Here is a 24,793-nt window from a genome sequence, read left to right as displayed (position 1 = left end):
TCCAGAGCCTCTGAGTCTGGTATTGCATGGAGACCGTCTCACAGCCGCAAGGAGCTATGCATGATTTACCGCACATTGGGCCAGTCCGGTTTGAAGGTCAGCGCGTTGACCCTGGGCACCATGATGTTTGGCGAGCAGACCCCTACCGAGGACTCGCTGCGCATCATCGACAAGGCCTGGGACCAGGGCATCAATTTTATCGACACGGCGGACGTGTACACCGGCGGACGCTCCGAAGAACTGGTCGGCGAAGCCATTGCCCGGCATCGCCAGGATTGGGTGGTGGCGACCAAAGTCGGTTTCGGCCCGCCGGACGGCTTGCCTAACCGCAGTGGCTTGAGCCGCAAACGCATCTTCAATGCGCTCGAAGCCAGCCTGACCCGACTCGACACCGATTACCTCGACATCTACTACTTGCACCGCGAAGACCACGACACCCCGTTGGACGTGACGATCTCTGCGATCGGCGACTTGATCCGCCAGGGCAAGGTCCGCTACTGGGGCTTATCCAACTATCGCGGCTGGCGCATTGCCGAGGTGATCCGCGTGGCCGAACGTCTGGGCGTGGACAAACCGGTGATCAGCCAGCCGCTGTACAACATCGTCAACCGTCAGGCCGAGGTCGAGCAGATCACCGCCGCTGCCGCCTATGGCCTGGGCGTAGTGCCGTACAGCCCGCTGGCACGCGGCGTGCTCAGCGGTAAATACGCGCCGGACGTCACGCCAGAGCCGGGCAGTCGGGCGGCACGCCAGGACAAGCGCATCCTGGAAACCGAATGGCGCGTGGAGTCGCTGCGCATTGCCCAGCAGATTCAGCAATACACCCAAGGGCGTGGCGTGGGGATTGTGGAGTTTGCCATCGCCTGGGTACTGAACAACTCAGCGGTGAGTTCAACGATTGTCGGGCCACGTACCGAGGCGCAGTGGGACGCCTACACCGGCGCACTGGACGTGAAAATCACCGCAGAGGATGAGGCTTTTATCGATTCGTTGGTGACACCGGGGCACTCGTCTACGCCAGGCTTCAACGATGTGAGCCACTTTGTCTCGGGGCGCATTGCCCGATCGTAGGTGGTGGATGGCCGCAGGAGTCAAGGCCGATTCCGTGGTGTGAGAAAATTTCCCAACATTTGCCCCAAAACAGAGCAGCCGTTTCACGCCGTAAGCACCATAATGCACGCCTCTCTTGTACAAATCGGCTTTCGCGAGGACAGCGTGTCTAAAGGTGTTGTGTTATCGGTCTCGGCCTCGGTGTTGTTTGCCGTGATGTATTACTTCACATCATTGCTCACACCGTTGAGCGGCCTGGAGATTTTCGGCTGGCGCATGCTGCTGACCGTGCCGTGCATGACGGTGTTCATGATCGTCAGCGGCGAATGGCGGCGCGTATTGGAATTGCTGCGGCTACTGGCGGCCAAGCCACGATTGATCGCAGGCGTCGTGTTGTCTTCGGCATTGCTGGGCGTTCAGCTGTGGTTGTTCATGTGGGCACCGCTGAACGGGCGCAGCCTGGATGTGTCGGTGGGTTACTTCCTGCTGCCACTGACCATGGTGCTGACCGGGCGCCTGGTCTGGGGTGAGCAGCTCTCCTACCTGCAAAAAATCGCGGTGTTTTTTGCCGGCCTCGGGGTGCTCAACGAGCTATACCAGGCCGGTGGTTTTTCCTGGGCGACGCTGGTGGTGATCATTGGTTACCCGCTGTACTTCATCGTACGCAAGTACCTCAAGACCGATAACCTGGGCGGGCTCTGGCTGGATATGGCGCTGATGCTGCCGGTGGCCTGGTGGTTCGTGCAAAGCGGCGAGCAGGGGTTTGCGGTGATGGATGTGCACCCGAAACTGTACGCATTGATTCCCATATTGGGCCTGATCAGCGCGTCGGCATTGGTGAGCTACATCATCGCCAGCCGTTTGCTGGCGTTCAGCCTGTTCGGGCTGCTCAGTTATGTCGAGCCGGTGCTGTTGCTGGTGGTGGCACTGCTGTTGGGTGAAGGGATCAAGCCGGGTGAATGGCTGACCTACATTCCGATCTGGATTGCAGTGATGGTGCTGGTGTTCGAAGGCTTCAAACATCTGGTGCGTCAGCGCCGCGCCTGATTCACAGGCGATAAAAAGCCCGGCCGGGGAAACCTCGGCCGGGCTTTTTTACGCTTAATCGGTGGTCAATACACCGCGACGCACCTGGTCACGCTCGATGGACTCGAACAGCGCCTTGAAATTACCTTCGCCAAATCCATCATCACCTTTGCGCTGGATGAATTCGAAGAACACCGGGCCCATCAGGGTTTCCGAGAAGATCTGCAGCAGCAGGCGCTTGTCACCTTCGATGGATGAGCCGTCGAGCAGGATCCCGCGTGCTTGCAACTGGTCCACCGGCTCGCCGTGGTTCGGCAGGCGACCTTCGAGCATTTCGTAGTAGGTGTCCGGCGGCGCGGTCATGAAGCGCATGCCGATCTTCTTCAACGCGTCCCAGGTCTTGACCAGGTCGTCGGTGAGGAATGCCACGTGCTGGATGCCTTCGCCGTTGAACTGCATCAGGAACTCTTCAATCTGACCGGCACCCTTGGACGATTCCTCGTTGAGCGGGATGCGGATCATACCGTCCGGTGCGCTCATGGCCTTGGAAGTCAGCCCGGTGTATTCGCCCTTGATATCGAAGTAGCGCGCCTCGCGGAAGTTGAACAACTTCTCGTAGAAGTTGGCCCAGTAGGCCATGCGCCCGCGATAGACGTTATGGGTCAGGTGGTCGATGACCTTGAGGCCTGCGCCTTGTGGATTGCGTTCCACACCTTCCAGGTAGACAAAATCGATGTCGTAGATCGAGCTGCCTTCACCAAAGCGGTCGATCAAATACAACGGCGCGCCGCCAATGCCTTTGATTGCCGGCAGGTTCAGCTCCATCGGCCCGGTTTCAATGTGGATTGGCTGGGCGCCCAGCTCCAGTGCGCGGGTATAGGCTTGTTGCGAATCCTTGACCCGGAACGCCATGCCGCACACCGACGGGCCATGCTCCGCCGCGAAATACGAGGCGATGCTGTTGGGTTCGTTGTTGAGGATCAGGTTGATCTCGCCCTGGCGGTACAGGTGCACATTCTTGGAACGGTGGGTCGCGACTTTGCTGAAGCCCATGATCTCGAAGATCGGCTCCAGAGTGCCTGGGGTCGGCGATGCGAATTCGATAAATTCAAAGCCCATCAGGCCCATTGGGTTTTCGTATTGGTCGGCCATGTTCGGCGCCTCATTCTTGTGATTAACGAAGGTCAATTAGCAGCAAGGATGAGGCAGCAAGGTGGCGCACAGGAAAGGCCTCGCACGCTGCGGGCGAGGAAGTCACCAAAGATGAGGGGGGAGCCGAGTCGCTTCATGGTTACATCAGTCTCTGACGGCTGAGGCTTGCGTGAGCGCAAGCCCTTATTCTTGTATGCGTAAATCGATTCTACACAGCGTAACAGTGTTTGTCCGTAGTCTTCATCAAATCCCTATTGCCCCGGCCCGTGCAAGGGGTTTGTTGCACAGGTAAATGCCGGACAGAATCACGGCGCCACCGATCAGCATGGGCAAGGTCAGCTGCTCACCCAGCAACAAGGCTCCGCACAGCACGGCTGTCAGCGGGTTGAGGGCGATAAATACGCCGGAACGCGTCGGGCCGATCCGGCGGATGCCGTCGTAATAACCGATATAGGCCAGCGCCGAGCCGAGCACGCCCAGGTACAGCAGGCTCAACAACTGTGACAGCCCCAGGCTGGTGAGTGCTTCAACCGTGAAGCTTCCTGATACCGCGGCAGTCGCGGTCAACATCACCGTCCCCAGCAACACCGACCAGGTAACGGTCTGCAGCGGTCCCAGGCTTGCGTTCAGCCCACGGGAAGCCAATGAATATATGCCCCACGCCGCTACACATCCAAGGATCAGCAAGTCACCCCGCCAACTGTCGACGCCTGCCTGCATCAGCCCAGGGTTGCGACTGACAATCACAGCGGCCGCGCCCGCCAGGCACAACGCGATCCCAGCAACCTTGGTGCAACTCAGGTGCTCTTTGAACAGCAACCACGACGCGAGGCCAATCACCGCCGGGTTCAGGGCCACGATCAACGACGCCCGTGACGCATTGATGTACTGCAGCCCATAAAAGAAACACAGGTTGTAGAAAAAAATCCCGAAGAAGCCCAGCACCGTCAATTGCGCAAATTGCCGTGGGCTCGGGCGAGCCAGGCGGACGCGCGCAAAGGCCATGAACAGCAGCAATGCCAGGCTCGCCAGGATAAACCGCAGGCTGGCGGCCAGCAGCGGGTTGACCTGATCGGCCAAGTAACGCCCGGCGACAAAGGTGCCCCCCCAGATCATGGTGACGGCGGCGAGTTTGCAATAGGTCAGGCGATCCGAAGTGGGGCTCATTGGGTGGGCTCAAGTGGCAGGCGATCTGGGGTATTCTTCTGCTAATGATTAATCATCGTAAAATGAGTGTTCGCTCATGACCCTGACCCAACTTGAAATCTTTTCGCTGGTAGCCGAGCTGCAAGGCTTCACCAGCGCCGCACACCGGCTGGGCATCAGCCAGTCGGCGGTGTCCCACGCCATCAAGGCCTTGGAGCAAGAGCTGGGCGTCGAGCTGTTCCGGCGCCATCAAAGCCTGGTGGAACCGAGCGAGATCGGCCTGCAATTGCTCGGCCGCGCCCGCGCAATGCTGGGTCTGGCCAATACACTGCAACAGGAAGCTGCCGACGCCCGCGGCATGAAGCGCGGCACCCTGCGCATCGGCTCGTTCGGGCCCACGGCGTCGATTCGCCTGCTGCCCGGCATCCTTAGCCAGTTTCGTGCTGCCTATCCGGGGATTGAGGTTCATGTGGACGAAGGCCCCGACCGCCAGGTGCTGCAGTGGCTGGATGAGCGGCGGATCGATGTGGGCTTTGTGGTGCTGGAGCAGGAACGCTTTGACACCTTCGCCTTGTTCGAGGACCAGATGGTTGCGTTGCTGCCCGCCGAGCATCCATTGGCCGCACGCAACGCCCTGACCTTGCAGGATCTGTGCGACGATCCCTTCATTCTCACCGAAGCAGGCTCCTCGGAGCTGGTCTCCAGACTCTTCGATGCGGCCCAATTACGGCCCAAGGTGCGCTATCGCTGCGCCCAACTGCTGAGCACCCTGGAAGCCGTCAGTCGCGGCGACGGGCTGAGCATCGTGGCCGAGGCATCGTTGCCGCAACGGGACGACCCGCGCTATGTAAAACGGCCGTTATCTCCCCGAGTACCGCGCCAGATTGGCCTGGCGGTGCTTGACCGTCGCCAGTCGTCACCCGCCGCCCTGGCGTTTATCGAGATTGCTCAACGCGCTGGCAAGACAAGCAATTGTCCACCGAGCCATCTATTATCGAAATAATACTGACCGGCCTGCCGGCGCACTTCCTACTCCGCAACAGGCTGCAGAACTCATGCCTCTCACCGTCAAAGGCCCGCGAAAGCCATTCGTCCGCTACTCGATCAGCGCCTTGTGTGGGCTCGCGCCGATCCTGCTCGGCGTGGTCATCCTGTATTGGCAAGCCGAACGCACCCTTGAGCAGAGCACGGCGCAAACGGCTGAAGAAGCCGTGCGCCAATTCGACCTGATGCTCGACAACACCGCCCTCGCCGCCCAGGCCTTGCTGCCGTTGGCCGGCCAGCCCTGTGACAACGGCGCGCAATTGGCCCTGCGTGAACAGGTCACACGGCGGCCATTTGTGCGGGCCACGACGTTGTCCTGGCAGAAGAACATCTATTGCAGCTCACTGTTCGGCAGCGACTACGAATCCCCCGTGAACCCCGACGACTATGTGGAGGGTCGACTCTGGCTGATGAATGGCAACCCGGTGACGCCGGATACGGCTTTACTGGTGTACCGACTGGTGGACGGCGACCAAGGTGCGTTTGCGTCGGTTGACGGCTACCACCTGACTAACGCTTTGCGCCTGATCAGCCGCTATGCGCAGCTGGTCCTGCAAGTGGGGCCCAACTGGCTGGATGCCGACGGCAAGGTTCATTCCTCTGCAGTCCCGCCATTTGCCGTGGCCCATCATCACCTGGCCTCCCAGCGCTATGGCTACAGTGTCGACGCCGGCATGCCGGACGGCGAGGTCTGGCGGTACATGCAGGTGCGGTATCGTGCGATTTTCAGCTTGGTCGTGTTCTTTGGCGTGTTGGCAGGCGTGCTCGCCCATTGGCTGCAAAAACGCGCTTCGGCGCCGACCCATGAACTGCGAAGAGCCTTGGGTGCCAATGAGTTCATCCCGTACTTTCAGCCGGTGGTACGCGGCGACAGTCGCGAATGGGCCGGCTGTGAAGTGCTCATGCGCTGGCAGCACCCCAAGGAAGGTTTGGTGCGCCCCGATCTGTTTATCCCACTGGCCGAACATTCCGGCCTGATCGTGCCGATGACCCGCGCCCTGCTGCGCCAGACGGCGGCCCAGTTGGCGCCCCATGCGGCGCGGTTAAGCCCGGGTTTCCATATCGGCGTGAACATCACGGCGCGCCATTGCCTCGACCTCACATTGGTGGACGATTGCCGTGAGTTTCTCGCCGCCTTCGCACCGGGCCAGGTAACCCTGGTACTGGAGCTGACCGAGCGCGAGCTGATTGAGCCCACCGATATCACCCGCCGCCTGTTCGACGCCTTGCACCAACTGGGCGTGATGATTGCCATCGATGACTTCGGCACCGGCCACTCCAGCCTGGGTTACTTGCGCAACTTCAATGTGGACTACTTGAAAATCGACCAGAGTTTTGTCGCCATGATTGGCGCAGACGCACTGTCGAGGCATATCTTGGACAGCATCATAGAATTGTCCGGCAAACTGGATCTGGGCATCGTCGCAGAAGGCGTGGAAACGGCTGAACAATGCGAGTACTTGGCCGCTCATGGCGTAGATTTCCTACAGGGCTATCTGTTTGGCAAGCCATTACCCAGCGATGAATTCATTAAAAACCTGGCCAGCCATTGAATAGCCATGCACTAGCGGCGTTGAAATATGTTAATAAGACAAAAGACATGATTTACTCGCGGCAGATTAACTACTACAATTTTTCTTGCCTGTGCAGAACTCGCAGGACGACGTCCTCTTTGAGTCGCCTTAACGCTATTGGCTAGTAGCTTTGTCTTCAGTTGATATCAGCCAACTACACTATTGGAGTACAGATTTTGTCCAGACTCGCCGAATTTCGCGCAGCAGAAAAAGCCCTTCAAGAGCAGCTTGCCCAGCTGGAATCCCTGAAGAACGATGCTGGCCTGAAGAAAGAAATCGAATTCGAAGAAAAACTTCAAGGGCTGATGAAAACCTACGGCAAGGGCCTGCGCGACATCATCCTGATCCTTGATCCAAACCCGGGCAAGGCCAGTGCTGCTGCAGCCAATGCACCAAAACAACGCCGTGCACGTGTGGTCAAGGTTTACCACAACCCGCACACCGGCGAACTGATCGAAACCAAGGGCGGCAACCACCGCGGCCTCAAGGCCTGGAAAGAACAGTATGGCGCCGCCACTGTAGATTCCTGGCTTCGCGGCTGATTACAGCGCACTAACAAAGAGCCCCGCATCAGCGGGGCTTTTTTATTCCAGGGTTCGAAACCGAACTTAAATAACATTTCATTTTGTTCAAATTCGACGTGCTAAACGCACTTAAAGTTTGAGGCTATCACGTACGGAACGGACTTCATCCTTGCTCGCTTCGTAAGCATCGGCTTGACCGGCGTATGAAAAAACATAGGCTTTATCGGTATCAACAGCCCCCACCAATGTTTGTGAAAGCAGGTGCCGTCCATTCTCGGTAATCACACAGGTAGTTTCCACCGCGTCAAGACGGCTCAATGTTGTCGGGTGCATTTTGCTGCAGACACTTTGGTAGCCGCTCTGGGCAAAATCCTTTTGAATGGACTTGCGCATTTCCAGCAACACGCCCTGAAGATTAACGTTATGGCCAGCCTCGGTCGGCGTGGCCGTCAACTCCATGACCATCAGTGTGTTGCCGTTTTCATCGTTCTTGATTGCACGCTGACGCGAAACCGGCTGCGGCGTTGGTGGCGTTTCACCGTCAGGCACCACCTCCTCGACTTGCCAGCCGCTGGGCCAGTGAATTTCCGGATCTGCCGCCAAGACGAAAGGACTGGCCAACAGCAACCACACAGCGCTCAACAGCGGTCTACGACATTCGATCATGCGAAAAACACCCAAGGTTCAAGGGCCAAAGTGTGAGCCTCGCTGCCCGCCGGTCGCAAGGCCCCCGTGACCTTTTTCATTTGGCGCCGCAGGCGGGCCTTGCGTATCATGGCTCGGCTGCACGGATGCCAGCCGCAAGCCAAGGGAACGCTCCTCTCAACGGGAGCCGCGTTTGCCCCATTTTTTTCTGGAGGGCCCATGAGCCTGCACGAACTGAACACTTTCCCGGGCGTCACCGCCCAGCCAGACACCGCCACCAAAAACTTTGTGTTCAACCACACCATGCTGCGGGTCAAGGACATCACCAAGTCCCTGGACTTCTACACCCGCGTGCTGGGTTTCTCGCTGGTTGAAAAACGTGACTTCCCCGAAGCCGAATTCAGCCTGTATTTCCTGGCCCTGGTGGACAAATCCCAGATCCCGGCCGACGCCGCTGCGCGCACCCAGTGGATGAAGTCGATCCCAGGCATCCTGGAACTGACCCACAACCACGGCACCGAAAACGATGCCGATTTTGCCTACCACAACGGCAACACTGACCCGCGTGGTTTTGGTCATATCTGCATCGCGGTGCCGGATATCGTCGCCGCGTGCGAACGTTTCGAAGCGCTGGGTTGCGACTTCCAGAAGCGCCTGACCGATGGCCGCATGAAAAGCCTGGCTTTCATCAAAGACCCGGATGCGTACTGGGTCGAGATTATCCAGCCCACGCCGCTATAACGAAAAAAAACCCCATGATCACTCATGGGGTTTTTCATGTGCGCCTGCTTATTTACGCGGGTGCGGAGGTGCGGATCAGGTGATCAAAAGCACTCAGGGAAGCCTTGGCGCCCTCGCCTACCGCAATCACGATCTGCTTGTACGGCACGGTGGTCACGTCACCGGCGGCAAACACGCCTGGCAGTGAAGTTTCACCACGGGCATCAACGATAATTTCGCCACGCGGGGTCAACTCGACGGTGCCTTTGAGCCAGTCGGTGTTGGGCAGCAAACCGATCTGTACAAAGATCCCTTCCAGGTCGATGGTCTTGAACTCGCCGCTGTCGCGATCCTTGTATGCCAAGCCGGTGACTTTCTGGCCATCGCCTTTGACTTCACTGGTCAACGCACTGGTGATGACGTCAACGTTTGGCAGGCTGTACAGCTTGCGTTGCAGCACCGCATCAGCACGCAGTTTGCTGTCGAATTCCAGCAAGGTGACGTGACTGACGATACCGGCCAGATCGATGGCCGCTTCCACGCCGGAGTTACCGCCACCGATCACGGCCACGCGCTTGCCCTTGAACAGCGGACCGTCGCAGTGCGGGCAGAAGCACACGCCCTTGGCCTTGTATTCCTGCTCGCCCGGCACACCCATTTCACGCCAGCGGGCGCCGGTGGCCAGGATCACGGTCTTGGACTTGAGCGTCGCACCGCTTTCAAAACGAATTTCGTGCAGATCACCGGGGTTCTTTGCCGGGACCAGGCTGCTGGCGCGCTGCAAATTCATGATATCCACGTCGTACTGACGCACATGGGCTTCCAGCGCACTGGCCAGTTTCGGCCCTTCGGTTTCCTGTACCGAGATGAAGTTCTCGATGGACATGGTGTCCAGCACCTGACCACCAAAACGCTCGGCGGCAACACCGGTGCGAATGCCTTTACGCGCTGCGTAAATGGCGGCTGCGGATCCGGCAGGGCCACCACCGACCACGAGTACATCAAAGGCATCTTTGGCGCTGATTTTTTCGGCGGCCTTTTCAATGCCGCTGGTGTCGAGCTTGGCGAGGATTTCTTCCAGGCCCATGCGGCCCTGGCCGAAGTTCACGCCATTCAAGTAGACGCTCGGCACCGCCATGACCTGGCGCTCATCGACTTCAGCCTGGAACAGCGCGCCGTCGATGGCGACGTGACGAATGTTCGGGTTGAGCACAGCCATCAAGTTCAGGGCCTGGACCACATCCGGGCAGTTCTGGCATGACAGTGAGAAGTAAGTCTCGAAGCTGAACTCGCCTTTAAGGGCACGGATCTGTTCAATCACTTCGACACTGGCCTTCGACGGGTGGCCACCGACTTGCAGCAGGGCCAGCACCAGCGAAGTGAATTCATGGCCCATGGGGATACCGGCGAAACGCAGGCTGATATCGGCACCCGGGCGGTTGATGGAGAACGACGGCTTGCGCGCGTCATCACCATCGCTTTTCAGGGTAATCAGCGTGGTGAGGTTGGTAACGTCCTGCAAAAGGGCAAGCATTTCCTGGGATTTCGCGCCGTCATCGAGGGAGGCGACGATCTCGATCGGCTGGGTGACCCGTTCCAGGTATGACTTCAACTGAGCTTTAAGATTGGCGTCCAACATACGGGCGATTTCCTTTAATTCTGGGTATAAAAAAACGCCCGAGCGAATCTCGCCCGGGCGTTTTTGAGGGCGGTTGCAGCTTACTGGGTAGGTGCGGAATCCCGCCCTTGATGCTTCACAGACTTAGATCTTGCCGACCAGGTCCAGGGACGGAGCCAGGGTAGCCTCGCCTTCTTTCCACTTGGCTGGGCACACTTCGCCTGGGTGGGCAGCGACGTACTGGGCTGCCTTGATTTTGCGCAGCAGCTCGGAAGCGTCACGGCCAACACCGCCGTCGTTCAGTTCAACGATCTTGATCTGACCTTCCGGGTTGATCACGAAAGTACCGCGATCCGCCAGGCCAGCTTCTTCGATCAGCACGTCGAAGTTGCGGGAGATGGTCAGGGTTGGGTCGCCGATCATGGTGTATTGGATCTTGCCGATAGCTGGCGAGGTGTTGTGCCAGGCAGCGTGGGCAAAGTGGGTGTCGGTCGACACGCTGTAGATTTCGACGCCCAGTTTCTGGAATTCGGCGTAGTTGTCAGCCAGGTCTTCCAGTTCGGTTGGGCAAACGAAGGTGAAGTCGGCTGGGTAGAAGAACACAACGGACCACTTGCCTTTCAGGTCAGCGTCAGACACATCTACGAAGTTGCCGTTTTTGTATGCGGTAGCTTTGAACGGTTTTACTTGGCTGTTGATGATAGGCATCGTTGACTCTCCGTCAGGGGTTAAGAAGTTGATGAGATGAATCCTACCCATTCTTTCTGGCGATGGCTCATTGGCAAACCTGATGCTGACGATTGGTTTTCCCTATCAGGTGGCTGTATTAATAGAAGAAATCTTAAAGCAGCGGTTGAGTGGCCAAGGTCATGCCAAGAAAGGGCGTCGCTTCAACATAGCGCATGGCGGATTTCATGTCGCTCCAGCCGACGTAACTCATCAACGACTTCAAATCCCAGCCGCTGCGATGGGCCCAGGTGGCAAAGCCTCGGCGCAAGGAGTGGCTGGTGTACTGCTCGGCGGGGATGCCCGCTCGCTCCAGCGCCTGGCGCAATAACGGGATCACACTGTTGGGGTGCAAGCCCTCCTCGCCCAGGTTGCCCCAACGGTCAATGCTGCGGAACACCGGGCCGCGCACCAGGGCCGATGCGCTGAGCCACTCGCTGTAGGCCTGCACCGGACACAGGCGCAACAGCGCCGGCGTGTGATAAGTCTTGCCAAGGTTGTCGCGGTCACTTTTGCTGCGCGCAAGATACAGACTGATGCCGGTTCCGGGCGTGGCCTGAACGTGTTCGATACTCACTCGACACAACTCATCGCTGCGAAAGCCACGCCAGAAGCCGAGCAGGATTAACGCGATGTCGCGCTTGGCCCGCAGCAGGCGCGGTTGATCGCACGCGAGGGTTGCCTCCTGAGCTTCAGCTTCAAGCGAAGCGACCACCTGCTCCAGATGCTTGAGCTGCAACGGCTCGGCCTGCTTCTCCTGTGCCGGATGCACGGCGCGAATCCCCTTGAGCACTTTGCGCACCACCGGCGCCTTGGTCGGGTCGGGAAAGCCCTGGCTGGTGTGCCACTGCGCCAGCGCTGAGAGCCGCAGTTTCAGGGTGTTGATCGCAAGCACGCCCGCATGGGCCACCAGGTAGCGCGCCACGCTGTCGCTGGTGGCCGGCAGAAACCCGCCCCAGCTGACTTCGAAGTGCTCGATCGCGGCGCGGTAGCTGCGGCGGGTGTTATCGCGGGTGGCGGCGTTGAGATAACGATCCAGATCGCTCATAGGTTGCCTATTCGTACTGCTGAGGGGTGTTTCAGCGCGTCAAATGCGCATGACACGGGATAATACGCCAATATCCCATCTGTTGAATCGTGATTTTTTACAAGGTTAAATTCGTGTTACAGTACGTAAATACATACCACGTACCACAGTACTAAATCGACGGAGACCCCATGGCTCGCGGCGGCATTAACAAAGCAGTAGTTCAAACGGCACGCCTGGCGATCCTTGCCCGCGGCGAAAACCCCAGCATCGACGCCGTGCGCATCGAAATGGGCAATACCGGCTCGAAAACCACGATCCACCGCTATCTGAAGGAGCTGGACGACAGCGAAACCCGCGTCACCATCACCGAAGCGCCCATTGACGACGAGCTGGGTGAACTGGTTTCGCGATTGGCGCAGCGCTTGAAAGAGAAGGCCCAAGAGCCGATTGATCTGGCCCAGGCGCGGTTCGAACAACAGAAGTCCGCCCTGCTCGCCCAGGTCGAAGCCCTTGAAGAGGCCCACGGCCAACTCACGCAGCAATTCGCTATCCAGGCGGCCGCGCTGGCAGAAGAAAGCGCCGCGCTGCAAACGGCCAGCACCAGTTTGCAGACCGAGCAGACTCGTAATGCCGGACTAAGCCAGGCGTGCAGTGATTACGAACTGAGGATCAACGACAAGGACGAACAGATTCGCTCCCTGGAAGAAAAGCACCTGCACGCCCGCGACGCGCTGGAGCATTACCGTAATGCGATCAAGGAGCAGCGCGAGCAGGAACAGCGTCGCCATGAAGGCCAACTGCAGCAGGTCCAGGCAGAACTGCGCCAGGCTCAGCAAAGCGCCATGGTGCGCCAGGATGAGATCACTCAACTGCATCGCGACAACGAGCGTTTACTGATCGAGCATCGGGTGACGGCGAAGGAATTGACGGCGCTGCAGGAGCAAAACCGCAAGGACCAGGCCCAGCAACTGAAGCTGAGCGAACAGCTGATTCAAATCGACAACGAGCGCACCCTGCTTCAGGAGCGTCTGCGGGTGGCGGTGCTGGAGAGCCAATCACGCCAGGAAGCGTTGACCGAACACCAGAACACCAACAAAACCCTGGAACTGGACCTGATCAAGGCCCAGGCCAGTATCGAGGCATTGCGCCTGGCCGCCGCCGTTGCAGCGGCGCCAGAGGCAACGCCAGAGGACTGATCAGTCCGCCACAGGCGTGCGCATGGTGACGAACTCTTCCGCCGCCGTAGGGTGCACACCGATGGTTTCGTCGAAGTGACGCTTGGTGGCGCCCGCCTTGAGCGCGATCGCGAGGCCCTGGACGATTTCACCCGCGTCCGGGCCGACCATATGGCAACCCAGCACCTTGTCGGTGTCGGCATCGACCACCAACTTCATCAGGGTTTTCTCCTGGCAATCTGTCAGGGTCAACTTCATCGGCCGGAAACGGCTTTCGAAGATCTGCACGTTATGGCCGCCCTTCTTCGCCTCTTCTTCCGTCAAGCCGACAGTGCCGATATTTGGCAAGCTGAATACCGCTGTCGGGATCATTGCGTAATCCACCGGGCGATACTGCTCAGGCTTGAACAGGCGACGCGCCACAGCCATGCCTTCGGCCAGCGCCACGGGCGTCAACTGCACGCGACCGATCACATCACCAATGGCCAGGATCGACGCTTCGCTGGTTTCGTAAAGGTCATTGACCTGCACAAAACCGCGCTCATCGAGCGTGACGCCGGTGTTTTCCAACCCCAGGTTATCCAGCATCGGACGACGCCCCGTGGCATAGAACACACAATCGGTTTCCAGCACACGACCGTCTTTCAGGGTGGCCTTGAGGCTGCCGTCGGCTTGTTTTTCAATACGTTCGATATCGGCGTTGAATTGCAGGTCCAGGCCGCGCTTGGTCAGTTCTTCCTGCAAGTGCTTGCGCACCGCACCGTCAAAACCGCGCAGGAACAGATCACCGCGATACAGCAGCGAGGTCTGGGCGCCCAGGCCATGGAAAATACCTGCGAACTCGACGGCGATATAACCGCCACCGACCACCAGTACACGCTTGGGCAGTTCTTTAAGGAAGAAGGCCTCATTGGAGCCAATAGCGTGTTCGCGCCCCGGAATCTCCGGAATCTGCGGCCAGCCGCCCGTAGCGATCAGAATGTGCTTGGCAGTGAAACGCTCGCCATTGATTTCCACCTGATGCGGATCAACCAGGCGCGCATGCCCCTCATGCAGGGTCACGCCGCTGTTGACCAGCAGGTTACGGTAGATGCCATTGAGGCGATTGATCTCGCGATCTTTATTGGCGATCAGCGTCACCCAATCAAAATTCGCCTCCCCAAGGGACCAGCCAAAGCCACTGGCCTGCTCGAAATCTTCGGCAAAGTGCGCGCCGTACACCAACAGCTTTTTCGGCACGCACCCCACGTTAACGCAGGTGCCGCCCAGGTAGCGGCTTTCCGCCACCGCCACCTTGGCGCCAAAGCCCGCAGCAAAGCGCGCCGCACGAACACCGCCAGAACCGGCGCCAATTACATACAGATCAAAATCGTAGGCCATTTCACTCTCCTCGGCAGGACATCAGCATACCGACTTACATGGGACCGAAAAACGAAAAAGCCACCCGAAGGTGGCTTTTCAGCAGCGGCAAGCGTGAATCAGTAAGCCTTGCCAGTCTTGTAGAAGTGCTCGTAGCAGAAGTTGGTTGCTTCGATGTAGCCTTCGGCGCCACCGCAGTCAAAACGACGACCCTTGAACTTGTACGCGATCACGCAGCCGTCTTTGGCCTGCTTCAGCAGGGCGTCGGTGATCTGGATTTCGCCACCCTTGCCTGGCTCGGTTTCTTCGATCAGCTTGAAGATATCCGGAGTCAGGATGTAACGACCGATGATCGCCAGGTTCGACGGTGCATCTTCAGGCGCTGGTTTTTCAACCATGTCGCGTACGCGGATCAGGCCATCACCAATGTCGTCGCCGGCGATCACGCCGTACTTGTTGGTTTCTTGAGGGTCTACTTCTTGAACCGCAACGATGGTGCAACGGTATTTCTGGTACAGCTTGACCATCTGGGTCAATACGCCGTCGCCTTCCAGGTTCACACACAGGTCGTCCGCGAGGACCACGGCGAACGGTTCGTCACCGATCAGTGGGCGGCCGGTCAGGATGGCGTGGCCGAGGCCTTTCATCTGGGTCTGACGGGTGTAGGAGAAGGAGCACTCGTCCAGCAGCTTGCGGATACCGACCAGGTATTTTTCCTTGTCGGTGCCCTTGATTTGGTTTTCCAGCTCGTAGCTGATGTCGAAGTGGTCTTCCAGTGCGCGCTTACCACGACCGGTGACGATGGAGATTTCGTTCAGACCGGCATCCAATGCCTCTTCGACGCCGTACTGAATCAGTGGCTTGTTTACCACCGGCAGCATCTCTTTAGGCATGGCCTTGGTCGCTGGCAAGAAGCGAGTGCCGTAACCGGCTGCTGGGAACAAGCATTTCTTGATCATATAAGTCCTTACAAAGGGCTGTGCGTACGGAATTCGGCGCAGTCTAATCACGCCGCAGTCACCTTACAATGGGTCCTGCTGGCGTTGCGATGTCAACATAGAGAAAAAATGTCGGCGTAAGTTCCACTTATCTTACGAAGAACCTGTGCACCGACACGACAAAAAACAACCTTGCCCCTATGTTTAAAAGGGCTGAAACCCTTTTAGCACGCTTTTCGGCCAGGCACACTCACTTGGAATTACTTGCGCGGCGCCGCGACATTTGGCGCTATCATGGTGCCCTTGAACCAGACCACGAGATTGTTAATAGATGTCAGAACCCAAAGGCGTGAACGGCTACCTGATCACCAAGCGAGCAGACGGCTGGCACTTGATCAACTTCCACGGGGACAGCGTCGCGGGTGTTTTCGAGACAGAAAGCATGGCGATTGCCGTAGCCGAAGTGTTTGTGGATGAAGCGGGCCACGCGTCGAGCAAACGGCCGAAGACCAAGTAAGCCTGCAGGCACTGCGCAAAAAGCCCCGATTGACGGGGCTTTTTTGTGTTTGTCTGTACCTAGATGGCAGTTCGCTATAATCTGCCGAAAACGCCCCACGACAGTGTCAGCGCCCCTCCCACACCCTCGATGACGAACACTATGAACAAACTTCTGGCACTGACTGCGGTACTGGCACTTGCCGGCTGCACCACTACTTCTGATGTCTACCTCAAAAACGGCGAGCAGGGCTTGACCATCGACTGCTCAGGCGAAGCCAACTCCTGGGCCAGTTGCTACGAAAAAGCCGATGCCTCCTGCGCCGGCACCGGCTATCGCATCGTTGGCACAGAGGGCACGCCATCGCTGAAAGAAAGCGACAAGACCTTGGGCCAGGACGTCGGCAATTTCAAAAACCGTAGTGTGGTGGTGGTCTGCAAGTAACTGCAGACTACAAGTGGATCTCGGCAAACTTGATGCCTAGCTCCCGAAGGATCTCGGTCAGTTCATCCAGCCGTGCGAAGGATTCAACCTCGTCCTGATCGTCGACCAGGAAAAAGCTGCGTCCGCCGCTTTTCTTGAAAAAGACGATCCACTCGCCCAGGTCGGCAGGATTCTGGATGATATGGGTCGCCGAGATTTGCCCCTCGGCCTGCCGGGCTTTGACGTGTTCACGCTTCATATCTGGTTTTCCACAAGGGCATCAGCCGGAAATGCAATCTTCCCCGGCCTTTTTGACATCCCCCGGACGGATCGGCACGTTGGACATGCTCTCGTAGAGCTTGATGCTGCTTCCGCTGGAGCGCTCATCAATTTCGAAAATCGCCGAAGGATCGGCCGAGAACTTCTGCGGCACAATCACTTGTACACCACCGTCCTTATGCGGTTCGATCTGCGGCGGACGGCGGGTAGCCGACAGTTTATGCACCACACACGCCGCGTATTCCTGGGGCTTTTTACCAGAAATGACCGCCAGCGTCGGTGGGGTCTGCTTGATATCTGCAACCGAAGCACACCCACCTATCGCCAAGGCCAGAACCAACACACTCCACTTCATACAAAATCTCCACTTAAAGATCCTACGACAGTCGGGATGGTAATTTTCTCCCGCCCACGTAGGATTTATCCCTGATAACTCGGTAAATAACTGTTTTAAATTGTCGACGCCGTTGAAGACGGGCCGATAATAAACGCGCTGGGGCTGATAAACTCCATCTTAACCTACGTATCGTTCTGATTTTTCAGAAAAAGCCCTTCTGGAGACACCTCATGAAATTCATTCACCAGCGCGAGCACCTCAATGAGGGAGATATCGTCGTCATCGAATGCTCGCAGACTTGCAATATCCGCCTGATGAGCGATGCGAATTTTCGCAGCTTTAAAAATGGCGGCCGCCACACTTACCATGGTGGCGCGTTTGACACGTTTCCGGCCAAGATCACTGCCCCCAGCACCGGGTTCTGGAACATCACCCTGGATGTAGTGACCCGCCGCGCCATCAGCGTTACGCGCAAACCCGCGTTGTCCCACAAGATTCGCATCGTACGTCGTACCAGCACCAAGCTGAGCTGATCCGAACACGCCACAGGAAATCGCCGTGACCACCACCAAATACGTAATCAAATACAAGCTAAACGGTGAACGCCGCTTCGAGTTCGCCCAGTTGACCACCAACAGTGTGGAAGAGGCCCGCCAAGCCTTGGACAAAATCCATGATGCCGATGATGTGATCACCGACATCAACGTGAGCAAGGCGCTGTAAGCTCATGCCCGGCCCCACTGTCGACCTGTTCGCCGATGACGCCCTGCAACAACCTGCTCGGCGTGAGCAAATTGGTGAACAGTCCTACGTGTTAAGGGGCTTCGCCCTGCCCTGGATTGAGCGGCTTCTGCCAGAACTGCGGCGCGTGCTGGCTCAATCCCCGTTTCGGCAAATGGTCACCCCAGGCGGCTTCACGATGTCGGCGGCGTTGAGCAGTTGCGGCGCACTGGGCTGGACCACCGACACCCGTGGGTACCGCTACAGCCCACTGGACCCGCGCAGTCAGCAACCCTGGCCAGCATTGCCCGATGCGTTGCGCCAACTTGCCGTGCTGGCCGCTGCCGACGCCGGCTTTATCGACTTCGCCCCCGATGCCTGCCTGATCAACCGCTATGTACCGGGTGCCAAAATGTCTCTGCATCAAGACAAGAATGAACGCCAGTACAGCGCGCCCGTGGTCTCGGTTTCGCTCGGGTTGCCGGCGGTTTTCCTGTTCGGCGGTCACCAGCGCAGTGACAAAACCCAAAAGGTCTCGCTGTTCCATGGCGACGTGGCTGTCTGGGGCGGCGTTGATCGCCTGCGTTTCCACGGGGTGTTGCCGATCAAGGAGGGTGTGCACCCGATCATGGGGCCACAACGCATCAACCTGACATTTCGTACCGCCGGCTAATTCGAGCGCAAGCTTCGGAGTGCCTGGCCGGTGAGGCGCGGCTAATCTGACCAGGATCCGTCAAGAGTGCCGAACATGACTACTGAACAAGATCCGCGCTGGGCGGCGATTCTCGCCCGCGATTCCAAAGCTGACACACTGTTCGTTTACGGTGTGAAAACCACCGGTGTGTATTGCCGTCCCAGCAGCGCTTCGCGCTTGCCGCGCCCGGAAAATATCGAGTTCTTCGACACGCCGGCGCAGGCCGAAGCCGCCGGTTATCGTCCCAGCAAACGTGCCGCCGGCGACCAGACACAACGCGCCGCGCAGGACGCCCAGCGGGTGGCTGACGCCTGCCGGCATATCGAGCAGGCGGCTACCCCGCCCAGCCTCAACACCCTCGCCACACTCGCCGGGCTGAGCCCTTTCCATTTCCACCGGATCTTCAAAGCCGTCACCGGCCTGACGCCCAAAGGCTACGCAAGCGCCCATCGCTCGCAAAAAATGCGCGCCGGGCTCAAGGGTACGCAGACGGTGACGGATGCCCTGTACGACGCCGGCTTCAACTCCAACAGCCGTTTCTATGAATCGGCCAACCAGTTGCTGGGGATGAAACCCACCGACTACAAGGCCGGTGGCACCAACAGCGCAATCCTGTTTGCCGTCGGCGAATGCTCTTTGGGGGCGATCCTGGTGGCCCAGAGCACGCGCGGCGTGTGCGCGATCCTGCTGGGGGATGAGCCGGAGCAACTGGTGCGTGACCTGCAGGATCAGTTTCCCAAGGCTGACCTGGTGGGCGCCGATCACGACTTCGAGCAATTGGTCGCCCATGTCGTGGGGTTCATCGAGGCACCCGCTCTGGGGCTGGATTTGCCGCTGGACTTGCGCGGCACTGCGTTCCAGCAAAGGGTCTGGCAGGCTTTGCGCGACATTCCGGTGGGCGACACCGCCAGCTATGGGCAGATTGCCGAGCGCATTGGCGCGCCCAAGTCGTTCCGGGCCGTCGCCCAGGCCTGCGGCGCCAACAGCCTGGCGGTGGCGATTCCCTGTCACCGTGTGGTGCGCAGCAATGGTGATTTGTCGGGCTATCGCTGGGGCGTTGAGCGCAAGCGGCAATTGCTTGACCGCGAACGCGACCACTAAACGCGCACGAAACCCCTGCGTCGTCCAGTGAATAAAACAGACTGGCCGGATGGCGGACGCCCTGCTAAAACAGCGAAAAGTCCGACGACCGCTGGAGACGCATCCCATGAGCACCTGGCCAGACACGCGCATTCTCGACCTATTGGGCATCGACCTGCCCATCATCCAAGCGCCTATGGCCGGCGCCACTTCCGCCGCCATGGTCATCGCGGCCTGCGAAGCCGGAGCACTCGGTTCGATGCCTGCTGCGACACTGAACATCGAACAACTGCGCGAGGCCCTTGCGACCATCCGCCAGGCCAGCAAGCGCACCATCAACGTCAACTTCTTCTGCCACCAACCGCCTGCAGTGGACGTGGCACGGGATCGCCGCTGGAAGGCTTTGCTGGAGCCTTACTACCGCGAGCTGGGCGCAGATTTTGATGCGCCTACCCCGGTCAGTGACCGCGCACCGTTCAATAACGCCGCCTGCCTGGTGGTGGAAGAATTCCGGCCCGAAGTCGTCAGCTTTCACTTCGGCCTGCCGGAAAAAACCTTGCTGGATCGGGTAAAAGCCACTGGCGCCAAGGTGCTGTCGTCGGCCACCACCATGGAAGAAGCCGTCTGGCTGGAACAGCACGGCTGCGACGCGATCATCGCCATGGGCAGTGAAGCTGGCGGTCATCGGGGCTTGTTCCTCAGCGACGACCTCAACACGCAGATCGGCCTGTTCGCCCTGCTACCCCAGGTTGTCGACGCCGTGAACGTGCCAGTGATTGCCGCCGGAGGCATTGGCGATGCACGGGGTATTGTCGCGGCATTTGCCCTGGGCGCTAGCGCGGTACAGATTGGCACCGCGTATCTATTCACCCCTGAAGCGACGGTCAGCGCGTCCCATCACCATGCACTGCGCCATGCCCAGGCCAGCGAAACCGCGCTGACCAACCTGTTCACCGGCCGCCCGGCGCGGGGCATCGTCAACCGTGTGATGCGTGAACTGGGTGCAATCAACCCGACAGCTCCCGCGTTTCCGCGTGCTGGCGGTGCATTGATGCCGCTCAAGGCCAGGGACGAAGCCGGGTTCAGCAATCTCTGGTCGGGCCAGGCATTGCGCCTTGGCAAAGACGCAACCACCTATGACCTGACCCGCGAGCTGGCGGAACACGCGCTGGCCAAACTCAAATAGTCCGGCCGTCTGGAGCAACTTTGCGCTGTACCGGCGATGGCTAACCGCTATATATTCCCATACATAGCGGTTAGCCCTTCTACCTATACCACGCCGTACATCTCCAAGGAGCTGCTCCATGATGATTCACGCCTCACGCCTGGCCGTGTTGGTCGCTGCGTTCGCTTTCGGTTCGGCCCACGCCGATGAAGTGCAGGTGGCCGTCGCTGCCAACTTCACCGCACCGATCCAGGCGATTGCCGCCGATTTTGAAAAAGACACCGGTCACAAACTGGTCGCGGCCTACGGCGCCACGGGCCAGTTCTACACCCAGATCAAGAACGGCGCGCCGTTCGAAGTGTTCCTGAGCGCCGACGACACCACTCCGCAAAAACTCGAAAGCGAAGGTGATACCGTCAAAGGCTCGCGCTTCACCTACGCCGTGGGCACCCTCGCGCTGTGGTCGGCCAAAGAAGGCTATGTAGACGCCAAAGGCGACGTCTTGAAGAACAACGACTTCAAGCACCTGTCCATCGCCAACCCGAAAGCCGCGCCCTACGGCCTGGCCGCCACCCAAGTACTGGCGAAAGAAGGCCTGAGCGAGAAGGTCAAGGACAAGCTCGTCGAAGGCCAGAACATCACCCAGGCCTTCCAGTTTGTATCCACCGGCAACGCCGAGTTGGGTTTTGTCGCCTTGTCGCAGATCTATAAAGACGGCAAAGTCACCAGCGGTTCGGCGTGGATCGTTCCGGCGTCCATGCACGATCCGATCAAACAGGACGCGGTAATCCTGAACAAAGGCAAAGACAGCGCTGCTGCCAAAGCGCTGGTCGAGTACCTCAAAGGGCCAAAAGCCGCTGCCGTTATCAAGTCCTACGGTTACGAGCTGGCCAAGTAAATGCCCCTATCGAGTGCCGATTTTTCCGCTATCTGGTTGACCATCAAGCTCGCGTCGCTGACCACCGTGATCCTGCTGGTCATCGGCACGCCGATTGCGTTGTGGCTGTCGCGCACCCAATCGTGGTGGCGCGGCCCGATTGGCGCCATTGTGGCCCTGCCGTTGGTGTTGCCTCCGACGGTGATCGGTTTCTACCTGCTGTTGACCATGGGGCCAAATGGCTACTTCGGCCAGTTCACCCAATGGCTGGGCCTGGGCACCCTCACCTTCAGCTTTGCCGGGCTGGTGATTGGTTCGGTGATCTATTCCATGCCGTTTGTGGTGCAGCCGTTGCAAAACGCGTTTTCCGCCATCGGCACTCGCCCACTGGAAGTGGCCGCGACCCTGCGCGCCAATCCCTGGGACACTTTTTTTACGGTGATCCTGCCCCTGGCGCGACCAGGCTTTATCACGGCCTCGATCCTCGGATTTGCCCACACCGTCGGTGAGTTCGGCGTGGTGCTGATGATCGGCGGCAATATCCCGGACAAGACCCGCGTGGTCTCGGTGCAGATCTACGACCATGTCGAAGCCATGGAATACGCCCAGGCCCATTGGCTGGCCGGCGCCATGGTGGTATTTGCGTTCCTCGTGTTGCTGGCGCTGTACTCCAGCCGTAAAACCAGGATGGGCTGGAGCTGATGTCGATGATTGATGTACGCCTGCAACTCCGTTATTCCGGGTTTGCGCTGGACGTGGACCTGCATCTGCCAGGCCGTGGCGTGACTGCGCTGTACGGGCATTCCGGCTCCGGCAAGACTACCTGCCTGCGCTGCATCGCCGGGCTTGAACGCGCCGAAAATGGTTTCATCCAGGTCAACGATGACGTGTGGCAAGACAGCCGCAGCGGTTTGTTCGTACCGCCCCATAAACGCGCGCTGGGTTATGTCTTTCAAGAGGCCAGCCTGTTCGCGCATTTGTCGGTGCGGGCCAACCTGGAGTTCGGCCTCAAGCGCATTCCCCGCCTACAGCGCCGGGTGGATATGGCCCAGGCCACGGCGCTGTTGGGGATCGGTCACCTGTTGGAGCGCAACCCGCTGCACTTGTCCGGCGGTGAACGCCAGCGCATCGGCATCGCCCGTGCCTTGCTCACCAGCCCGAAACTGCTGTTGATGGATGAACCGCTGGCCGCCCTCGACAGCCAGCGCAAAAACGAAATCCTGCCGTACCTGGAACGCCTGCACGATGAGCTGGATATTCCGGTGCTGTACGTCAGCCACGCCCAGGATGAGGTCGCGCGCCTGGCCGACCATATCGTCCTGCTCAGTGACGGCAAGGCCCTGGCCAGCGGACCGATTGGCGAAACCCTGGCGCGGCTCGACCTGCCGCTGGCACGGGGCGACGATGCCGGTGTGGTGATCAACGGCACGGTCACTGCCTACGACGCGCATTACCAGTTGCTGACCCTGCATCTGCCGGGCAGCGCCTTGTCCATGCGCGTGGCCCATGCACCGATGGCCGTGGGCCACGCGCTGCGGGTCAAGGTGCAGGCACGGGACGTGAGCCTCAGCCTGCAAGGGTCGGAACCGAGCAGCATCCTCAATCGCCTGCCGGTAACGGTGATCCAGGAAACGCCCGCAGACAACAGCGCCCATGTATTGGTGCGCCTGGAAGCCGAGGGCACGCCATTGCTGGCGCGCATCACGCGCTTCTCCCGCGACCAGTTGCAACTGCATCCGGGCCAGACGCTGTGGGCACAGATCAAGGCAGTCGCGGTGCTGGCGTAAGCATTTGGCACGACCGCACAGCGCTGCGGTCAATCAGACATACCGGCCTGATTTGTTGCCAAGGAACCCGCCATGCCCGACTCCGCGATCCCCGCCGACCTGCCCCGCGACCTGCATTATGTTGACGACACCCAACCCGGCATTCGCCGCAAGCGGGTGCGCGGCAAGTTCCAGTACTTCAATGCCAAGGGTGAGCGCCTTGACGACGACGAGGAAATCAAGCGTATCAACGCCCTCGCCGTCCCGCCCGCCTACACCGATGTGTGGATCTGCGCCGACCCGCGTGGCCATCTGCAAGCCACCGGGCGCGACGCTCGTGGACGCAAGCAGTATCGCTACCACCCGCGCTGGCGCGAAGTCCGTGACACCGACAAATACTCACGCCTGCAAGCGTTCGGTAGCGCACTGCCCAAGTTGCGCAAGCAGTTGGAGGCCCAACTGGCCGAGCCTGGCTTTACCCGCGAAAAAGTCCTGGCCACCGTGGTGATGCTGCTGGACGCTACCTTGATCCGCGTCGGCAATACCCAATACGCCCGCGACAACAAATCCTACGGTTTGACCACCCTGCGCAACCGCCATGTGGACATCAATGGCAGCGAGATACAGTTCCAGTTTCGCGGCAAAAGTGGCGTGGAGCATCAGGTCAGCGTCAAGGACCGGCGCCTGGCCAACGTGGTCAAGCGCTGCATGGAATTGCCCGGTCAGGACCTGTTCCAGTACCTGGACGCAGACGGCGAACGACACACCGTCAGTTCCCATGATGTAAACGCCTACTTGCACAGCCTCACCGGCGCCGATTTCACCGCCAAGGACTATCGCACCTGGGCCGGCACCGCCCTGGCGCTGGCGGTGTTGCGCGAGTTGGAATGGCAGCCGGAATCCGACGCCAAACGGCATGTGGTGGCGATGGTCAAGGACGTTGCCCGGCAGTTGGGTAATACACCGGCGGTGTGCCGAAAATGCTACATACACCCGGCGGTATTGGAGCATTTCAGCCTGGGCGAGCTGTCCAGATTGCCCAAGCCGCGGGTGCGCAAAGGGCTCAAGGCGGAGGAAGTCGCACTGGCCATGTTCCTTGAACAGCTCGCCGAGGCGAGTTAGGCTTTACCTCCTTTCTGCCCCACGGGATGACCGCCGACGTGAACCACTAAGCCTTCCAGAATGTACCTGCAACGAGCCGCCTGGCGTGCTTGTTGGCCTGTTCGACA

28 protein-coding genes are annotated in these 24,793 nt (G+C 59.2%); 18 read left to right on the top strand and 10 right to left on the bottom strand.

The window, feature by feature from the left end:
• Window positions 1-60: 60 nt before the first annotated feature.
• Together NDJ82_RS12715 and rarD are read left to right on the top strand one after the other, a co-directional pair.
• Window positions 61-1,071 carry an aldo/keto reductase gene (locus NDJ82_RS12715; RefSeq protein ID WP_250925617.1) on the top strand — a complete coding sequence of 337 codons (1,011 nt, stop codon included), beginning with the start codon at window positions 61-63 and terminating at the stop codon, window positions 1,069-1,071.
• Window positions 1,072-1,215: 144 nt separating this feature from the next.
• A complete protein-coding gene (gene rarD / locus NDJ82_RS12710; RefSeq protein WP_250925616.1) occupies window positions 1,216-2,097 on the top strand; it encodes an EamA family transporter RarD in 882 nt (293 codons plus the stop codon).
• 54 nt (window positions 2,098-2,151) lie between these two features.
• Here the strand turns inward: rarD and hppD are convergent, their stop codons facing one another.
• The gene (gene hppD / locus NDJ82_RS12705) at window positions 2,152-3,228 is read right to left on the bottom strand and encodes a 4-hydroxyphenylpyruvate dioxygenase (RefSeq protein WP_099583027.1); all 1,077 of its coding nucleotides are present in this window, start codon (window positions 3,226-3,228) and stop codon (window positions 2,152-2,154) included.
• Between the two features lie 243 nt (window positions 3,229-3,471).
• The gene (locus NDJ82_RS12700) at window positions 3,472-4,395 is read right to left on the bottom strand and encodes a DMT family transporter (protein WP_250925615.1); all 924 of its coding nucleotides are present in this window, start codon (window positions 4,393-4,395) and stop codon (window positions 3,472-3,474) included.
• A 76-nt stretch (window positions 4,396-4,471) separates the two neighbouring features.
• Between NDJ82_RS12700 and NDJ82_RS12695 the strand changes: the two genes are divergently transcribed.
• From NDJ82_RS12695 to NDJ82_RS12685, 3 genes are all read left to right on the top strand, one after another.
• A complete protein-coding gene (locus tag NDJ82_RS12695) occupies window positions 4,472-5,377 on the top strand; it encodes a LysR family transcriptional regulator (protein WP_158878266.1) in 906 nt (301 codons plus the stop codon).
• A 52-nt stretch (window positions 5,378-5,429) separates the two neighbouring features.
• A complete protein-coding gene (locus NDJ82_RS12690) occupies window positions 5,430-6,971 on the top strand; it encodes an EAL domain-containing protein (protein ID WP_250925614.1) in 1,542 nt (513 codons plus the stop codon).
• A gap of 197 nt (window positions 6,972-7,168) precedes the next feature.
• Window positions 7,169-7,534, top strand: coding sequence for a histone-like nucleoid-structuring protein, MvaT/MvaU family (locus NDJ82_RS12685; RefSeq protein ID WP_032885697.1), 366 nt, complete (start codon window positions 7,169-7,171; stop codon window positions 7,532-7,534).
• A 111-nt stretch (window positions 7,535-7,645) separates the two neighbouring features.
• On the opposite strand, the gene NDJ82_RS12680 is transcribed toward NDJ82_RS12685, so the two are convergent.
• A complete protein-coding gene (locus NDJ82_RS12680; protein ID WP_099583031.1) occupies window positions 7,646-8,182 on the bottom strand; it encodes a DUF4946 domain-containing protein in 537 nt (178 codons plus the stop codon).
• Window positions 8,183-8,380: 198 nt separating this feature from the next.
• Here NDJ82_RS12680 and gloA point away from each other — a divergent pair, with 198 nt between their 5' ends.
• Entirely contained in the window at window positions 8,381-8,902 is a 522-nt protein-coding gene (gloA, locus tag NDJ82_RS12675) for a lactoylglutathione lyase (RefSeq protein ID WP_112195327.1), read from the top strand.
• Between the two features lie 52 nt (window positions 8,903-8,954).
• Here the strand turns inward: gloA and ahpF are convergent, their stop codons facing one another.
• The 3 genes from ahpF to NDJ82_RS12660 all read right to left on the bottom strand — a co-directional run bounded on the left by ahpF (window position 8,955) and on the right by NDJ82_RS12660 (window position 12,273).
• A complete protein-coding gene (gene ahpF / locus NDJ82_RS12670) occupies window positions 8,955-10,520 on the bottom strand; it encodes an alkyl hydroperoxide reductase subunit F (RefSeq protein WP_250925613.1) in 1,566 nt (521 codons plus the stop codon).
• 123 nt (window positions 10,521-10,643) lie between these two features.
• Window positions 10,644-11,207 carry an alkyl hydroperoxide reductase subunit C gene (ahpC, locus tag NDJ82_RS12665; protein WP_010210361.1) on the bottom strand — a complete coding sequence of 188 codons (564 nt, stop codon included), beginning with the start codon at window positions 11,205-11,207 and terminating at the stop codon, window positions 10,644-10,646.
• Window positions 11,208-11,340: 133 nt separating this feature from the next.
• Window positions 11,341-12,273 (bottom strand): site-specific integrase, encoded by a 933-nt coding sequence (locus NDJ82_RS12660; protein WP_250925612.1) that lies wholly within the window; start codon window positions 12,271-12,273, stop codon window positions 11,341-11,343.
• Window positions 12,274-12,443: 170 nt separating this feature from the next.
• Between NDJ82_RS12660 and NDJ82_RS12655 the strand changes: the two genes are divergently transcribed.
• Window positions 12,444-13,451: a DNA-binding protein gene (locus tag NDJ82_RS12655; protein ID WP_250925611.1), complete on the top strand. Its 1,008-nt coding sequence runs from the start codon at window positions 12,444-12,446 to the stop codon at window positions 13,449-13,451.
• On the opposite strand, the gene gorA is transcribed toward NDJ82_RS12655, so the two are convergent.
• Together gorA and galU are read right to left on the bottom strand one after the other, a co-directional pair.
• Window positions 13,452-14,810 (bottom strand): glutathione-disulfide reductase, encoded by a 1,359-nt coding sequence (gene gorA / locus NDJ82_RS12650; protein WP_191947844.1) that lies wholly within the window; start codon window positions 14,808-14,810, stop codon window positions 13,452-13,454.
• A 98-nt stretch (window positions 14,811-14,908) separates the two neighbouring features.
• Window positions 14,909-15,748: a UTP--glucose-1-phosphate uridylyltransferase GalU gene (gene galU, locus NDJ82_RS12645; RefSeq protein ID WP_003212579.1), complete on the bottom strand. Its 840-nt coding sequence runs from the start codon at window positions 15,746-15,748 to the stop codon at window positions 14,909-14,911.
• A 310-nt stretch (window positions 15,749-16,058) separates the two neighbouring features.
• Between galU and NDJ82_RS12640 the strand changes: the two genes are divergently transcribed.
• Window positions 16,059-16,244, top strand: a complete 186-nt coding sequence (locus NDJ82_RS12640) for a hypothetical protein (RefSeq protein ID WP_003191311.1) — start codon at window positions 16,059-16,061, stop codon at window positions 16,242-16,244.
• A 141-nt stretch (window positions 16,245-16,385) separates the two neighbouring features.
• A complete protein-coding gene (locus NDJ82_RS12635; RefSeq protein WP_032885705.1) occupies window positions 16,386-16,667 on the top strand; it encodes a hypothetical protein in 282 nt (93 codons plus the stop codon).
• Between the two features lie 7 nt (window positions 16,668-16,674).
• On the opposite strand, the gene NDJ82_RS12630 is transcribed toward NDJ82_RS12635, so the two are convergent.
• Both NDJ82_RS12630 and NDJ82_RS12625 read right to left on the bottom strand, forming a co-directional pair.
• Window positions 16,675-16,905, bottom strand: a complete 231-nt coding sequence (locus NDJ82_RS12630) for a hypothetical protein (RefSeq protein ID WP_112195335.1) — start codon at window positions 16,903-16,905, stop codon at window positions 16,675-16,677.
• Window positions 16,906-16,926: 21 nt separating this feature from the next.
• Complete coding sequence (locus tag NDJ82_RS12625) at window positions 16,927-17,280, bottom strand: hypothetical protein (RefSeq protein WP_099583038.1); 354 nt, start codon at window positions 17,278-17,280, stop codon at window positions 16,927-16,929.
• Between the two features lie 212 nt (window positions 17,281-17,492).
• Between NDJ82_RS12625 and NDJ82_RS12620 the strand changes: the two genes are divergently transcribed.
• The 9 genes from NDJ82_RS12620 to NDJ82_RS12580 all read left to right on the top strand — a co-directional run bounded on the left by NDJ82_RS12620 (window position 17,493) and on the right by NDJ82_RS12580 (window position 24,686).
• Window positions 17,493-17,795, top strand: coding sequence for a DUF1883 domain-containing protein (locus NDJ82_RS12620; protein WP_027606593.1), 303 nt, complete (start codon window positions 17,493-17,495; stop codon window positions 17,793-17,795).
• Between the two features lie 25 nt (window positions 17,796-17,820).
• Window positions 17,821-17,985, top strand: a complete 165-nt coding sequence (locus NDJ82_RS12615; protein ID WP_177411537.1) for a hypothetical protein — start codon at window positions 17,821-17,823, stop codon at window positions 17,983-17,985.
• A gap of 4 nt (window positions 17,986-17,989) precedes the next feature.
• Window positions 17,990-18,655, top strand: coding sequence for a DNA oxidative demethylase AlkB (alkB, locus tag NDJ82_RS12610; protein WP_250925610.1), 666 nt, complete (start codon window positions 17,990-17,992; stop codon window positions 18,653-18,655).
• A gap of 75 nt (window positions 18,656-18,730) precedes the next feature.
• Window positions 18,731-19,777: a bifunctional DNA-binding transcriptional regulator/O6-methylguanine-DNA methyltransferase Ada gene (ada, locus tag NDJ82_RS12605; RefSeq protein WP_099583041.1), complete on the top strand. Its 1,047-nt coding sequence runs from the start codon at window positions 18,731-18,733 to the stop codon at window positions 19,775-19,777.
• 106 nt (window positions 19,778-19,883) lie between these two features.
• Entirely contained in the window at window positions 19,884-20,942 is a 1,059-nt protein-coding gene (locus tag NDJ82_RS12600; protein ID WP_250925609.1) for an NAD(P)H-dependent flavin oxidoreductase, read from the top strand.
• Window positions 20,943-21,060: 118 nt separating this feature from the next.
• Window positions 21,061-21,819 (top strand): molybdate ABC transporter substrate-binding protein, encoded by a 759-nt coding sequence (gene modA, locus NDJ82_RS12595; RefSeq protein WP_112195343.1) that lies wholly within the window; start codon window positions 21,061-21,063, stop codon window positions 21,817-21,819.
• Entirely contained in the window at window positions 21,820-22,500 is a 681-nt protein-coding gene (modB, locus tag NDJ82_RS12590; RefSeq protein WP_099583044.1) for a molybdate ABC transporter permease subunit, read from the top strand.
• 5 nt (window positions 22,501-22,505) lie between these two features.
• A complete protein-coding gene (gene modC, locus NDJ82_RS12585) occupies window positions 22,506-23,585 on the top strand; it encodes a molybdenum ABC transporter ATP-binding protein (protein ID WP_099583168.1) in 1,080 nt (359 codons plus the stop codon).
• A gap of 72 nt (window positions 23,586-23,657) precedes the next feature.
• Window positions 23,658-24,686: a DNA topoisomerase IB gene (locus NDJ82_RS12580; RefSeq protein WP_099583045.1), complete on the top strand. Its 1,029-nt coding sequence runs from the start codon at window positions 23,658-23,660 to the stop codon at window positions 24,684-24,686.
• The last annotated feature ends 107 nt before the right edge of the window (window positions 24,687-24,793 follow it).

The sequence above is a fragment of the Pseudomonas sp. SR18 genome, assembly GCF_023701505.1.
Classification (GTDB): domain Bacteria; phylum Pseudomonadota; class Gammaproteobacteria; order Pseudomonadales; family Pseudomonadaceae; genus Aquipseudomonas; species Aquipseudomonas cyclaminis.
This window is presented reverse-complemented; position numbering and strand designations above follow the sequence as displayed.

What these genes read in the sequence shown, in the direction of transcription:
- NDJ82_RS12700 (WP_250925615.1), bottom strand. Translation starts at nt 4,395, where the DNA reads ATGAGCCCCACTTCGGATCGCCTGACCTATTGCAAACTCGCCGCCGTC.
- NDJ82_RS12655 (WP_250925611.1), top strand. Translation starts at nt 12,444, where the DNA reads ATGGCTCGCGGCGGCATTAACAAAGCAGTAGTTCAAACGGCACGCCTG.
- NDJ82_RS12630 (WP_112195335.1), bottom strand. Translation starts at nt 16,905, where the DNA reads ATGAAGCGTGAACACGTCAAAGCCCGGCAGGCCGAGGGGCAAATCTCG.
- gloA (WP_112195327.1), top strand. Translation starts at nt 8,381, where the DNA reads ATGAGCCTGCACGAACTGAACACTTTCCCGGGCGTCACCGCCCAGCCA.
- NDJ82_RS12620 (WP_027606593.1), top strand. Translation starts at nt 17,493, where the DNA reads ATGAAATTCATTCACCAGCGCGAGCACCTCAATGAGGGAGATATCGTC.
- modB (WP_099583044.1), top strand. Translation starts at nt 21,820, where the DNA reads ATGCCCCTATCGAGTGCCGATTTTTCCGCTATCTGGTTGACCATCAAG.
- NDJ82_RS12625 (WP_099583038.1), bottom strand. Translation starts at nt 17,280, where the DNA reads ATGAAGTGGAGTGTGTTGGTTCTGGCCTTGGCGATAGGTGGGTGTGCT.
- ada (WP_099583041.1), top strand. Translation starts at nt 18,731, where the DNA reads ATGACTACTGAACAAGATCCGCGCTGGGCGGCGATTCTCGCCCGCGAT.
- NDJ82_RS12680 (WP_099583031.1), bottom strand. Translation starts at nt 8,182, where the DNA reads ATGATCGAATGTCGTAGACCGCTGTTGAGCGCTGTGTGGTTGCTGTTG.
- ahpF (WP_250925613.1), bottom strand. Translation starts at nt 10,520, where the DNA reads ATGTTGGACGCCAATCTTAAAGCTCAGTTGAAGTCATACCTGGAACGG.
- NDJ82_RS12580 (WP_099583045.1), top strand. Translation starts at nt 23,658, where the DNA reads ATGCCCGACTCCGCGATCCCCGCCGACCTGCCCCGCGACCTGCATTAT.
- NDJ82_RS12660 (WP_250925612.1), bottom strand. Translation starts at nt 12,273, where the DNA reads ATGAGCGATCTGGATCGTTATCTCAACGCCGCCACCCGCGATAACACC.
- gorA (WP_191947844.1), bottom strand. Translation starts at nt 14,810, where the DNA reads ATGGCCTACGATTTTGATCTGTATGTAATTGGCGCCGGTTCTGGCGGT.
- alkB (WP_250925610.1), top strand. Translation starts at nt 17,990, where the DNA reads ATGCCCGGCCCCACTGTCGACCTGTTCGCCGATGACGCCCTGCAACAA.
- ahpC (WP_010210361.1), bottom strand. Translation starts at nt 11,207, where the DNA reads ATGCCTATCATCAACAGCCAAGTAAAACCGTTCAAAGCTACCGCATAC.
- modC (WP_099583168.1), top strand. Translation starts at nt 22,506, where the DNA reads ATGATTGATGTACGCCTGCAACTCCGTTATTCCGGGTTTGCGCTGGAC.
- NDJ82_RS12690 (WP_250925614.1), top strand. Translation starts at nt 5,430, where the DNA reads ATGCCTCTCACCGTCAAAGGCCCGCGAAAGCCATTCGTCCGCTACTCG.
- NDJ82_RS12600 (WP_250925609.1), top strand. Translation starts at nt 19,884, where the DNA reads ATGAGCACCTGGCCAGACACGCGCATTCTCGACCTATTGGGCATCGAC.
- NDJ82_RS12640 (WP_003191311.1), top strand. Translation starts at nt 16,059, where the DNA reads ATGTCAGAACCCAAAGGCGTGAACGGCTACCTGATCACCAAGCGAGCA.
- modA (WP_112195343.1), top strand. Translation starts at nt 21,061, where the DNA reads ATGATGATTCACGCCTCACGCCTGGCCGTGTTGGTCGCTGCGTTCGCT.
- NDJ82_RS12715 (WP_250925617.1), top strand. Translation starts at nt 61, where the DNA reads ATGATTTACCGCACATTGGGCCAGTCCGGTTTGAAGGTCAGCGCGTTG.
- NDJ82_RS12695 (WP_158878266.1), top strand. Translation starts at nt 4,472, where the DNA reads ATGACCCTGACCCAACTTGAAATCTTTTCGCTGGTAGCCGAGCTGCAA.
- hppD (WP_099583027.1), bottom strand. Translation starts at nt 3,228, where the DNA reads ATGGCCGACCAATACGAAAACCCAATGGGCCTGATGGGCTTTGAATTT.
- galU (WP_003212579.1), bottom strand. Translation starts at nt 15,748, where the DNA reads ATGATCAAGAAATGCTTGTTCCCAGCAGCCGGTTACGGCACTCGCTTC.
- NDJ82_RS12635 (WP_032885705.1), top strand. Translation starts at nt 16,386, where the DNA reads ATGAACAAACTTCTGGCACTGACTGCGGTACTGGCACTTGCCGGCTGC.